A 13,099-nucleotide genomic window follows, 5' to 3' on the forward strand; every position below is an offset into this window, starting at 1 on the left:
TTTCTCCAGCCAGCTGACATTCCCGAATATGTACATGATGAGAAAAGAACAACAGACAGCTAATTGATATTTTCCAGCAGCCATTGGCCTATGATAATCAAGCACTATCAGCCATACAAAGTATTTTATTTTCAATAATTTCTGAAAGTTTGGAATAATTAATACATTTGAGGTATAAAACGCTATACGATGAAAGGCTACCTCATTTCAAACGTCTTTGCAGTTTGTGTAATGTGGCTTACCAAGCTATTTGTAATTGATGTCAATACACTTGTTTTCTCTGAATTTGTGACGCTTCCTATTCTAATGGGATTTATCTGTGCCTGGTTCTGGCGTGATAAGCAGCTTAGCACCAGACAGTTAATTGGCAGAGCGGTGTTAAACGCCGCTATCGGCATCGCATTAAGTGCTCTCTTCCTGGGAGAAGGCTTCATATGTCTGCTCATTGTCTCTCCCCTGATTATTGGATTCGTGATAACTGGTGTATTTGGAGGCAGAAGTATCTTTAAGCGCCGTAATGATACGCTGCACGTAAGTCTGTTCCTGCTGTTGCTCGTTAGTTTCTTCGCCGACGTTCGCATACATCATCATTATGAAAATATGGTAGCTGATACGATGGTTATAAAGGCGCCGCCATCTGAAGTCTGGAAATATGTTGTGGCATATGAAAAAATAGAAACGTCCGACAAATACTGGTTGTTCAGAATCGGCATGCCAAGCCCTGTGCAGGCAACGGCCTCTGGATATTATGTAGGAGCGGAACGCAAATGCATTTTCAGCAATGGCTATACATTTGATGAAAAGATCATTGCCTACGACGAGGAACGCAACCTCACCTTCGCTATTACGCAACAGCCGCGTGACCCTGAAATCATGGGACATATCGATATTCTGAAAGGCCAGTTTATCCTGCAAGATAATGGCGACGGCACCACCACACTCACTGGCAATAGCTGGTACAAGCTGCATGTATTCCCTGTGTGGTACTATGATATATGGGCTGAAAGCATTACCCGCAATGTTCATCTAAGGGTAATGGAACATATTAAAACACTTAGCGAGCAACACTAATGTTCCAGTTCGTTGTCAACTATCTTGGCTTCTTAAAATTCGTACCAGGCCTTCCACTGGTATTTGACGCCTGGCTGAAGCTATATATATTCATTACACACGCGGAACTGCTTAACTGGATGGATGAGATCTCCGGGGAAGTACAGCAGTGGCCCGGCGTGATTAGCCACCCTCATAAATATGGCGGTATACAGTTCGATTGTAAACACAAAGAAATAGGTCATTTACATAGCAACGGCCTACTGGATATGCCGCTCAACCGGCGGCTGAAGGCTATGTTAATACAGGAAGGACAGGTAGAAGACCATCATATGTTAAAAGGTACCGGATGGATTAGTTTTTACATTCGTACCGAAAAAGATAAGCAGTATGCACTGCGACTTTTAAAACTCGGATATGAGTGGAGGAAAGGAAATGGATTTTCTCCAATCGGATTAGATGGACAGGCGCTTAGCGGGTTTTAAGGCACAGGTGGTATCTGGTAGGTTTGAGAAATTGCAAGCCAGCCAACCTGCATGACAAATCAGGCTATTTTCGTAATTTGGCTGTACAATTTAAAAGCGAATTTTTATTAGATGGAACGACTTTATAATGGGCAGGATAAGGATTTATTATTACAGGTAGAACTGGAAAAATAAACTGGGAAATGATCAAGACGGGCTTTGGCGGCGGCAAAAAACTACCTGTTGCCATTCATGGCCTGCTTTCTGAAGATGAGGCTATTGCAGCCGCAAGCGAACAGGAGATCTGGAGGGAGATAGGGCAACGTGGATTTGTGTACGAATCTACTTACAAGTAGCCGCAATATTGGTGCGTATGCTACCACTATATAATCATTTACCGGCAGTACAGGCACGCCTTCGTGTGTTCTTCTTTGAGATATTGAGTTTGTTTTACATAGGGAAGAATGAAGCCCTGTTTACGGAACTTATCAAATCTTTTGAACCCGCATTACCACTCCCTATGGAATGGGCTGTTGACCAGCATTGAGAAACAGCCCGGATCGCACAATTCATACTGATACGTACCGGTAAGACCGAAGCCACTGAAAAATCACTGATGCAGGAAGGGGAGAATACTACACATTTCTCCGCAAGAAGAGGATACGCCATATTTTCATTATGCGCTTTTTACGAAGAACAAACAAATTGATAAGCTGGTTGATATTTTCGGTAATGCTTTTGTTAAGGAAACAAACGTATTCCTCCGGTTTGCAATGGCTGCACACCTGCTACTGGCAACCGGAGAAGAGGCGCTGGATAGCTGGCTAACCGAGTTACTGCTTGTATTGGCTGACCCAAAAACCATAGAATGATTTCAGCAGCATGATCCCCTGGGCAGGTAATGGCGACATTGTGGAGTACATTATGTTCCTACTTGAGAGGGCCAATCCTGCTACACTGGAAACGATCAAAAGCCGTCTGCATGAAAAATCATAATGTATTAATTCCGCGCCTGAACTACAGAAAGCAATAAAGAACAAATAGATTGTATCAAAATCAAAGGAAGGCCCGCAGAATAGCTTAAACGACTACCTGCCTTTAACGTACCCGAACAAAAAGAGGCTGTCTCTTACTTTTGAGACAGCCTCTTCGTGCTTGTCGGGACGACTAGATTCGAACTAGCGACCTCTTGCACCCCATGCAAGCGCGCTACCGGGCTGCGCTACGTCCCGAAACCGGTATCCGTTGATAATATCGACGGGATGCAAATGTAATAATATTTTTCATCTTTCAAAATTTAAAAATACTAATTTTTTGAAATCTACCGCTTCTTACGAATTGACAGTCAACGAGGTAGTCGAACTGTCCTACGTAAAACTACCAACTGCGTTTCCCGCGCAAAGCATCCACACATCCAGGGAAATACTTGCTAATTACTAAACCTTAAACAACATCCCCATAATAACCTTTCCCCGCTCATCTATCAGCTTCTGAAAATCTTTCGCTGATATCCTGAACATCTTTTTATAAAGCGGTGCCATGATCAATGGATAAGACAAAAGAGAAAACAAGTTCATCAGAAAATGGATGGGATTCATTTTCTCGATATTCCCCCTCTCCATTTCCTCAGCTGCTTCCTTTAAGTAAGATTTTACAGGGTCTGACTGAATATTAGTGATCAGCTTCTTACCAAAAGTATTCATCTCCGTGATCAGAAAAGTTTCCTGATACGGAAAAGCGATCATATCCTTGAGGAACACCTCAATGATATTCTCCGTCTTAGCTCTAAAAGTTCCTTCAGATACCATGCATTCGTCTAGGCGTTGGCTCAGTGCCTGCATCGCATCCTGAAATATGGCAGCAATCAGCTGATCTCTCGAGCGGAAATAATAATGTAATGCAGTTCTGTTAACGCCTGCTGCATCTGCTATTTCCTGGGTCGTAGCATGCAATTTTCCTTCCGCAAAAAGCAATTGTTTTGCGGTATCTTTTATAAGCTGTTCAGTGCCTGTATTTTTAAGCGGCATTTTTTTAAGTTAAACTGATCCTGTAATCAATTCCTATTTCGTCAATGAAATATTCGTCATGCGAAATTACTAACAAAGTACCTTTAAAATTCTTCACTGCCAGGGTAAGTATTGCTAAACTCTGAATGTCAAGATTATTCGTTGGTTCATCCAGGATCAATACTTCAGGCGCCTGTTTACCGGCCAGTAAACAGCTCAGTGATAATTTCATTTTCTCCCCCCCGCTCAATCCAGCACATTTTCTATCGAAACTCTCCCGGTCAAACTGTGCACATACCAGCAGTTCTTCTAATTCCTCTCTTACTAATCCACGTCTGTTATACTCCTGCATCTGCTCATAAATGGTCATTTCCGGATCAAGCATAGCATACTGCTGATCCAGATAAAAATACGAGAAGTCAGCACTGCTGTAGGTACCTTCCCACGGTTTCAGTTCGCGCGTGATGATCTTTAGCAAGGTGGTTTTCCCGCTCCCGTTCTCACCTTCGATCCTTACCCGTTCACCGGACCTGATCTGAAAACTGAGATGACTCCATAATGCGCTTTCAGTGTACCGGAAGTTAATATCCGTTATATCTATTAATAGCTCACCCGGGGTTATTTCGGGATTTCTAATATCGATTTTCAATGTTTCATATTCCTGTATCTGTGCTTTGAGCGCTTCAATATTATGAAGAAGGGTGCTTATCTTCTCCTCATGTGCATTTAACATTCTTGCCGTACTACGTTCAGCCTTGTTTTTTAAGCCACCGGCAATAATTTGTGGTATTGAATTGCTCAATCCATACGAACGACCCTTCAATTCCTGTTGTGCCCTATGATCAGCCATATCGCCGGCCTTGCGCGCTGACTCTTTCAATGCCCTGGACTGCTCGTTCAAACGCGCACGCAGTGCATTTACTTTTTCCATTTTTTGCTGCTGATAAAAATCAAAATTGCCCCCAAATACTTCAATCCCCTTTTCGCTTAGCTCTAATGTCTTATTCATAAGATTGAGCAATCTTCTGTCATGGCTAACAATAAGCATGGTAGATTTACTGTGGAGGATCATATCATACAACTTCGCGCGCATTCTCACGTCCAGGTGATTAGAAGGCTCATCCAATAAAATCAGGTCCGGGCTGTTCATGTCCATAGCAGAAAGAAAGACACGTGTTTTCTGACCACCGCTCAGGCTTCCTAATAACCGGTTCTCATTTATATTACCTAGTCCCCATTTTTCAAGAACCTTCCTGACGCTATTTTCAATATCCCAATCATCATCCAGGGCGTTAAAATAGCAGGGGTCAGTATCACCGTTTAAAATGGCATGTAACGCTCCAAGTTTTGTATCCGCCTCCATCGCCTTCGCAACAGACAATGCATCGAACTCTCCCAAATGCTGAGGTACATACCACGGCTTTTCGGACCAGCTAATCTCTCCGGATGTCGGCTGAAGCGCGCCTGAAATGAGACGCAGTAACGTCGATTTTCCAGCGCCATTTATTCCCACCAATGCCGCCTTTTCTCCATCATTTAAAATAAAGTTCAAGTCGTGGAAAAGCTCCGCATTATCCGGGTGAAGATAACTCAGCGATCTTATGATTAAACCCACAGGACTGTTTTGGATTTTAACAACTATGTCATTCTAAGAATGCAAATATGGTTAAATATTTATTTTGTTAGACAAAATTGTTTAAATAAAAATATAAATAACTGTAAATCAATACCCATACAACAATAGCGAACTAAATATCTCAAAAGTATATGTCAGAAATAAACTATCTGGCTCAAAGGAGAAGCGACATAATGAATGTCCGTTATCATTGGCATACCGTTCCCAACCGGGTCCATTCAAGAGACCCATGACCTCACGCTCTCACGAATATGCCACCGGTTATTATATTTTTCGATAACCAATAATTCTCCCTTACCACATTGGCGACCACATCTGAACTCATAATAAAGAATGCCCCTGGTCCTTTCCTCATTCATCACCAGCTTAGATATGCGCAAGATCCCTATCTCACAATCAGCATAGTGTTTATCTACCTCGGTAATTGGCAAAAGTCTCGATGTACACAAAGAAAAACCAGCGGGTCCATATTTAGTCTGTACCTGGTTCAAACTATCAATAACGGCCTGTGTATTACCGGAGACGCTCGAAATGATATCTATAAATTGTTTACTGTACTTGCCCGTATCCGCTTCATAGTATGCCTGATTATTGAAACGTGGTGTCATTATCGTATCCAGGTACAGAACGCATAATCTTAATGTATCTCTATAAATCTCATTCTGAAGGCGAATAACGTCCCGCCGGATGCTGACGCTATCTGCCGGTTGCTCTACCTGAGCTTTAAAGATCCTTTCTTCATCCTTTCCGAGGTAAAGATTGTAAAATCTCCTTTCCACCAGCTCGTTCATGACATCACTGTAAATATGCAATTGCTCGTCTGTCGTTTTACAATTACAGTATCGATATTCATCGCTGCACGATCCTAACACAAAAAATAATAACAGCAAAAAGAAAAAATTTCTCATGGTATAAATTACAATTCAAACATAAGATGCGGTTGCCAGAAAATTCCATACAAAAAGAGGGGCCTCCAATATTACATTGGAAGCCCCCTCTTACTACATTGATTTTCTGATATTTCTCACATTAGGACAATGGCCGCATCTTTATCACCTACACCATTCCTCCCATCAAAGGATCGGTCTGACTTACCTTTCCAGTTTCCACATGCCCGGCAAATACCTCAAACATATCCGTACCAGGTACACTGACCGTATAGTCATACCATTGATGGCTTCTTGCCAGGTTGAGTACTACTTTTACCGTCTCCTGTGGCGCAACTGTGCGTTTCACAGTACCGTTCTTATAGCTGTTATCCCTGATCTCTATGGCAACAGCCCTTGTATCATAATTGGTAATATTCACCATGATACTTCCTGTCAGTTCCGACTTGCTCTTCTTGCTCTTTTCATAAAGCGTCTCTATCTTCAGCTGCGGATTATTCCGGTTGCCCGCAAACTCACGATAGAAGCCATTGGGTGCATACACCCTGAGATGATAACGACCATCCTGAAAATCATTCAGTGCCCACTCATCTAACAGGGTATCACCGGGGGCAGCAGCATATTGCCATGTACGCAGCGATTCATGCTGATAAGGTTGCATAGCATACACCATGAACGGTGCACCGGCAGCACGTTCCCCAAAAGCGGTATTATCTGCGTTAAAGCCAATACTGTAGGTATTCTTCGCTTTGTTGAACTGACCATTCACCAGCAGCTCATACGGCGCTGCACAGGCCTGTCGTGTACCTTTCTCCTGCTTAGGGAAGTAGGGCGACTGTAAGTGGTCCTTGTTGATCTGATCTACTTCCCCTTCGGTCAGCGCTTTGAAGTTAGCCGGCACTTGTTTAAATTTGGAACTATAGATCTTCTCCATAAATGCCTGTTTATGAAGAAACTCCGGGCTTGCGATCTTCTCTCCTTTATAGGGTCTGAATGCAGACGTCAGGTCTCCGCAAACCGTTCTTCTCCACTGTGTGATATTCTCCTCTTTGATGTGTTTGTTGAACTTCTTTGCGAGGAAGTTTTCCAAAAACTGTAAAGAAGAAGTGTGATCGAACAGTTCAGAACAAACAAAACCACCTCTTGTCCAGGGGGACGCAATGATCATCGGTACCCGGTATCCGAGACCTATAGAACTTTCACGGATCCGGTCAGCTACGGCGGATGGATTGGTCTGCTGGTCTTTGGTCACAAAGTCCATCTTCGGATCAATACCCGCAGATACTTTACCGCTGTTCTCTTTATAGGGATTCGGTACCGCATATGGCGGTATATGATCAAAGAAACCATCATTCTCGTCATAGGTCAGAATGAAGATCGTTTTTTTCCATACCTCCGGGTTCTGCAACAGGATCTCCATCACTTCATTCACGTACCACGGACCAAACCACGGCTCGCCAGGGTGATCAGAGAAGTTAGCAGGTGACATCAGCCAGGATACGGTAGGCAGCGTACCATTCTTCACATCTTCGCGGAACTGATACAGGATATCGCCTTTTGGTACATTAAGGGCTCTATGCTCACCATCCTCCTCATATTTAATAGCAGTCAGCTCATGATAGTGAGGATCTTTACTGTTGACAGTAAAGGCCCTGGCATTCAGCTGACGCGCTGCTTCGGTAAGGTGGTGGTATGCATCCATTGTATACTGTTGCCTCTCCTCCTCTATTTTGGCCAGCAGTTTCTTTGCTGCTGCCAGTTTAAGACTGATCGCATCGGATACAGGTTCTTTTTCCAGTCGCGCTATCTCCTGCAGCATATTCTCTTTCTTCAGATCGAGATTGGTAACACTACCAGGATGCAGCCGGATATTATACTGTTTATAATATTCCAGTACATTGGTACCGAAATTACTGAGCCAGTCGTTTTCTTCTCCCTTGATGCCGAAACCCATCGTTACCTCGTTCTGGTACACTTTCCAGGAGATGCCATTCTCTTCAAGGCGTTCCGGATAAGTTTTCCAGTCCAGTTCAGGCGTTGCATAGTTGCTGACATTCCACAGATGCGCAATACCCGCAGGTTCGTTCTTTTCGCGCACAGTGCCTGTCATCCAGTAATGACGGTTAGGATGAGTACCGGTAATACTGGAACAGAAGTTATGGTCACAAATTGTGAAAGCATCTGCCAGTGAATAATAGAAGGGAAAATCAGCACGGTCGCAGTACCCCATGGTTAATGGTATATCAGCGTACTCTTTCCGGGAGGTCTTCTTTACATCCAGCCAGCGGTCATACTTGCCGTCATTACGGGCATCTGTCTGATCACTCCATCCATGTGGTGTAGAGCCCATCCAGGGCACTTTGGTGTCCATCGTGTTCAGACGGAACGGTACATAGGTCTGCCCCTCTTTGTTCGATTGTAACCATACCTTGTTCTTATTGCTCAGGCGGATAGCCCGGGGATCATTGAAACCCCGTACTCCCTGTAATGAGCCAAACAGGTGGTCGAAAGACCGGTTTTCCTGCATCAGGAATACAACGTGCTCAGCATCATAAAAGGTGCTGCCGAGTGCCGGATCAATAGCCAGTGCACGCTGTATTGCCGGAGGCATGGCACTGCCAAGGGCAGCACTGCCAGATAACAGTGCTGCCTTTTTAAGAAAATCTCTGCGGGTATCCATATTTTTCAATTGAACTTACTTTAGAATGAATAGCGAGCTCCCAGCTGTACCTGATATGGTGTACCGTTCTTAGTGGTCACACCCACGTTCTCATTTACACGATACTTATATGTTTGCGTAGCCTGATCAAATCCGTTTACAAAAAGCAGGCTCTGGTTACCGAGGTTATAGTTTACACCCCAGTTCTTGTTAAGGAGATTAGCAACGTTAAAAACATCAACACTAAAGGTCAAGCCCTGTGTTTTAAATGTTTTGAAAGTTTTCTGCAATCTCACATCAAAGGTACCTGCAAACGGATTAGAACCACCATTACGGTCAGCAATTTTGCCAAGGCTGTTACGGATATATTTTACTGCCCGGTTCTCCGGATTCGCGAGCACCTTCTCCATTGACGCCTTAATATCGGCAGGCGTGTTAGGGTTCGAAGGGTCGAATACAAAGGCCAGGTCATTATCGTCACCAGGACCACCCACAAAGTCGCCGTTAATATCTGCATCTACGGTCATAGAGTAACGGGTACCGCCGATACCTCTGAAAGTACCTGCAAATACGAAACCTTTCAGACTTGGTGTGGCGCCATACAGGACAAGCTTATGCCTGAACTGGTTATCTGAGTAGTTCATTTCTGTCATATCACGCGGATCAGATTTCACAGGTCTGAAGGTAGAGGTATTGGCAACGTTACCATTATAGGATGAGTTGTCTTTTGCATCGTTCAGGGTATAGCTTACGTTGAAATAGCCATCCTTATAATACCTGATACTCGCATCCACAATCATCGCTGCCTGTCTCAGCTTAGCCCCGTTCGTCAGCATCAGTGTTCTGCCTACTGCACTTGTTTTCCTACCCAATACGTTGTTAGTGGTACCAGTAGCCGTGATCGTATTGGCAGGCACGAACACTGCGCGGTTAGCCTCGTTTGACAAACGGAAAAACGGCTGGTCCACCAGGTTCTGATCAATGTATACATAATTGTTGCTGGTGTATGAATAAAGGAAATTCACCCCTACACGCAGCCAGTCACCTAAGATCCTGTTATAGCTCAGGTTACTTTTGAAGATAGAAGGCATCTTCAGATGCGGATCATTCAGATTAATGGTAGAGACGGTAGGAACGCCCGAGATCAGGCCGGGAGCAGTACCAGGATCTTTTCTGTAGGAAGGGAAGTCAGGTACCGGCACGAGACTGGGACCACTAGCCGGACGCGACACATCGACAGAAGCGACCATAGTACCGCTGTTCTGAATATTATTTACCTGTGCATAGTTTACCGGATAGGCTGAGAACATGCCGGCACCTAAACGTATAATATCGGTTTTGTTACCTTTCACATCCCACGTTAACTGTAAGCGCGGTTGAATTTTACCGGCATCAGTGATCTTACTGTCAGTACGCAAGCCGAAGGCTTTGTCAACGGCAGGATTATAGTCTGCCTGACTCAGGTACCCGGTGATGTCCCATCTTAAACCGATTAATGCTTCTACATGCTTTACCGGCTCAAACTGCACCTGTCCGAACACGGAACCATTCACAACCCATTGCTGCACGGATGGTATCCCTTTTAAAGGCACCTCTCTCGCGTAACGGGATGGATTTAGATTAGCGAAGTCTTCCAGGCTATTGAAGATGAAACGGCCGTTCTGCTCACTGGAAATATAGGTATCCAGGTAGGTGAGCGTATTATCCGTACCAAAGGTAAAACGGTATTTCCCTTTCGTCAGATAAGATGTATTCACCAGTTGCACCTGGTTCTCCAGGTTGCTCTCCGGGAAGAAACGTTGTCCTCCCAGCTGCACGGTTGTATTACCGAAAGTTCCATTCGGCAGAAATGAACGTACGGTAACAATTGCACGCGGAATGTTGGCAGCAGGCAGTTCGCTGTTAGGATAATAGTTACGTGTGGCTGTCTGGTACTGTACTTTCAGCTCATTGAGGAAGTTCGGCGCGAACTGTGTACGCAGAGATGCCAACGTACTGTTCTCTCTTGACTTAAAATTACCCCACACTTCAAACAAGTTGATAGTCGAGTTATCGCTGTTGCTATTGGGATTCTTCCAGTCGCTATAGTTATTACGGATAGTCAGACGGTTCTTTGCGTTGATCTGCCAGTCCAGTCGGATGAATAAGGTATTCGCCAGTGTCTTACGCTGAAACTCTCCTACCTGCTGATTATTACTCAGTCCATATTTCGTTCTTGCGATATTGAGCAATGTGTCCAGCGCGCCCCTGCTAATGCGATTTGCGATCACATCGTTATCGTCCTTCAGATCTGCAATATAGAAAGGTAGCTTCTCGTCCTGTCTGTCAAAAGCGGTAAAGAAATGCAGTTTATCCTTGATGATAGGACCACCCAGGCTGAAACCATATTGATTAGTCGTAAACTGCTGCTGACGCTTATTCCCGCGGATATCATACTGGCTGGCAAGGAAATCAGAACGGTAGTAATCAAACACGCTGCCGGTCAGTGTATTGGTACCTGACTTAGTGACCACACTTACAGCACCGCCACCCTGACGGCCCTGTGTCACATCATATACGTTGGTGATCACCTCAAACTCGCGGATAGCTTCCAGGGAAAGGGAATAAGGTCCGCTACCCAGTGCACCGGAAGTCAGGTTGTTCCTTGCGCTGGCGCCATCTATCAGGAAATTCGTAGAGGATGCCCGCTGTCCGCTGATATTTGTACCATTCGTAGTAGGCGCCAGGGCAGACAGGTTGTTAAAGTTCCTGTTCTGTGCAGGCAACTGCTGGATATTCTGTGCCGTGATGGCTGTACTGGAACCCAGGCGGTCGATTCTTTTAGTCAACGTATTCGCGTTGATGGTAATCTCCTTCAGATGGCTCACGGACTCCCCCATCACGAAATCAATGATGAGGTTATCGCCCTGGTTAACAGACAACTGATTTTTGATCTGTGAAGTGAAGCCCACAAATGCGGCTTTCACTGTATAAGGCTTTCCCAGCGGCAACTGGATAAAGGAGTATTTACCTTCCTTATTTGTAATAGTTACAGACTGGAATCCTGTAGACTCATTCCGTACAGTGACGGATACGCCAGCCAATTCCCTGCCATCCCTGGAGGTGATCTTACCGGAGATAGAGGCGTCAGTCGATTGTGCAGATGTACTGCCGGCAATGACCAGAAGAAGGAACACTACAGCTATATGGGCGATAAAGGAGTGAGAATTAATAAAACCCCTAAAGCGTTTTATCATTCTTTGCAGAAAAAATTGCATCTTGTGATGTTTTAATTAATTTTTTAATCAGTTAGTTAATTAAAATACAGGAGGTGGCTTCATGACCTCTTGCCAAAGCAAAAGTGTGTCACCACTTTTGCTTTGTTATTTGTATGTCCGCTTATTCCATGTGTCCTGCTGTTTTTGGTTGGATAATCAGATGTTGGCCATTCACGATCGTATAACTAAAGCTTGTCTGCTCCGTCAGCGTCTTTAATGTTCCTTCAAGGGATCTTTGACCGAGGTCAACAACATAAGTGGATGTGTCATTATCCGGATTGTTTAACTGTACGAACAGGTTGTATTTATCTCCCAGTACCCGAGCGATCTGCTGCAGTGTCAGGTGCCTGATTGTACTAACGGGCTTAATTTTGGAATTAACAACATTTGTATGCTGCACTATCTTGTAATCAGCCGAAGCCAGATCAACGGTCAGACACTGGTCTTGTGCCATTCCCTTTGCCAGTATCTTCGTACCTGACGGACCATCCTGCTCTACCCTGATCTTTCCGCTTACCACATCTATCTTAAAATCCGGCCGGTCGCTGTATGCAGAGATATTAAAAGAGGTACCCAGTACCTTGATACGAAAACCCTTTGTATACACAGTAAAAGGCCTTGAGGCATCCCTGTGCACATCGAAGAAGGCCGCTCCTTCCTCTAACGTTACATGACGCGCCGTTCCTGCCAGGAAAGCCGTTGCATAGCGGATAGTGGAATTGCCTTGCAGACGAATAACACTACTATCTGGTAAGGTGACGTTCTTAACTTCATTTTCGCCGGAACTAATTGTTGTCCATGTGGGTGTTGCGGGTACAACAGGATGCTGAAAATGTCTATACACCATCATAGTACTGATGATGAGCGCGAGTACTGCCGCTGCTATTTTCAAAGGAAGGAAGGAACGTTTACTTCTATATATAATATTGCGCTGTATACGGTCATAGATCTCATTACCTATCTCCGTTTTACGCATGCTACTACCGAATGCATCATAAGGCTGTGCATCATCTGTCTGATCATACCATGCTTTGGCCTGCCTGTCCAGTTGGTCGTCCTGCAAATAGTTGTTATTATCGTCCATATAATAACTCAACCACGCCGAACGAAAAAAGTACTTCGACCGAATGTTATCAGAAT

General features: G+C 44.5%; 10 protein-coding genes and 1 tRNA gene. 4 read left to right on the top strand and 7 right to left on the bottom strand.

Going from position 1 to position 13,099, the window contains the following annotated elements; genetic code table 11:
- Positions 1-189 precede the first annotated feature (189 nt).
- From GWR21_RS07260 to GWR21_RS07275, 4 genes are all read left to right on the top strand, one after another.
- The gene (locus tag GWR21_RS07260) at positions 190-1,071 is read left to right on the top strand and encodes an SRPBCC family protein (RefSeq protein WP_162331083.1); all 882 of its coding nucleotides are present in this window, start codon (positions 190-192) and stop codon (positions 1,069-1,071) included.
- Entirely contained in the window at positions 1,071-1,535 is a 465-nt protein-coding gene (locus GWR21_RS07265; RefSeq protein ID WP_162331084.1) for a luciferase domain-containing protein, read from the top strand. The genes GWR21_RS07260 and GWR21_RS07265 overlap by 1 nt, the downstream gene beginning before the upstream one ends.
- Before the next feature lie 182 nt (positions 1,536-1,717).
- Entirely contained in the window at positions 1,718-1,870 is a 153-nt protein-coding gene (locus tag GWR21_RS07270) for a hypothetical protein (RefSeq protein WP_162331085.1), read from the top strand.
- Positions 1,871-1,887: 17 nt separating this feature from the next.
- On the top strand, positions 1,888-2,061 hold the full coding sequence (locus GWR21_RS07275; RefSeq protein ID WP_162331086.1) for a hypothetical protein: 174 nt from the start codon (positions 1,888-1,890) through the stop codon (positions 2,059-2,061).
- A gap of 611 nt (positions 2,062-2,672) precedes the next feature.
- Here the strand turns inward: GWR21_RS07275 and GWR21_RS07280 are convergent.
- The 7 genes from GWR21_RS07280 to GWR21_RS07310 form a co-directional block, all read right to left on the bottom strand.
- Positions 2,673-2,746: transfer RNA gene (locus GWR21_RS07280), tRNA-Pro, on the bottom strand.
- A gap of 204 nt (positions 2,747-2,950) precedes the next feature.
- Positions 2,951-3,541 (bottom strand): TetR/AcrR family transcriptional regulator, encoded by a 591-nt coding sequence (locus GWR21_RS07285; protein WP_162331087.1) that lies wholly within the window; start codon positions 3,539-3,541, stop codon positions 2,951-2,953.
- A 4-nt stretch (positions 3,542-3,545) separates the two neighbouring features.
- The gene (locus GWR21_RS07290; RefSeq protein WP_162331088.1) at positions 3,546-5,135 is read right to left on the bottom strand and encodes an ABC-F family ATP-binding cassette domain-containing protein; all 1,590 of its coding nucleotides are present in this window, start codon (positions 5,133-5,135) and stop codon (positions 3,546-3,548) included.
- Between the two features lie 239 nt (positions 5,136-5,374).
- Positions 5,375-5,968 (bottom strand): hypothetical protein, encoded by a 594-nt coding sequence (locus GWR21_RS07295; RefSeq protein WP_238430238.1) that lies wholly within the window; start codon positions 5,966-5,968, stop codon positions 5,375-5,377.
- Positions 5,969-6,212: 244 nt separating this feature from the next.
- Positions 6,213-8,723: a phosphocholine-specific phospholipase C gene (locus tag GWR21_RS07300; RefSeq protein ID WP_162331090.1), complete on the bottom strand. Its 2,511-nt coding sequence runs from the start codon at positions 8,721-8,723 to the stop codon at positions 6,213-6,215.
- A 20-nt stretch (positions 8,724-8,743) separates the two neighbouring features.
- Positions 8,744-11,959, bottom strand: a complete 3,216-nt coding sequence (locus GWR21_RS07305) for a TonB-dependent receptor (RefSeq protein ID WP_162331091.1) — start codon at positions 11,957-11,959, stop codon at positions 8,744-8,746.
- 121 nt (positions 11,960-12,080) lie between these two features.
- Positions 12,081-13,043, bottom strand: a complete 963-nt coding sequence (locus tag GWR21_RS07310) for a FecR family protein (RefSeq protein ID WP_162331092.1) — start codon at positions 13,041-13,043, stop codon at positions 12,081-12,083.
- Between the last annotated feature and the right edge of the window lie 56 nt (positions 13,044-13,099).

Source organism: Chitinophaga agri, from assembly GCF_010093065.1.
Taxonomy (GTDB): domain Bacteria; phylum Bacteroidota; class Bacteroidia; order Chitinophagales; family Chitinophagaceae; genus Chitinophaga; species Chitinophaga agri.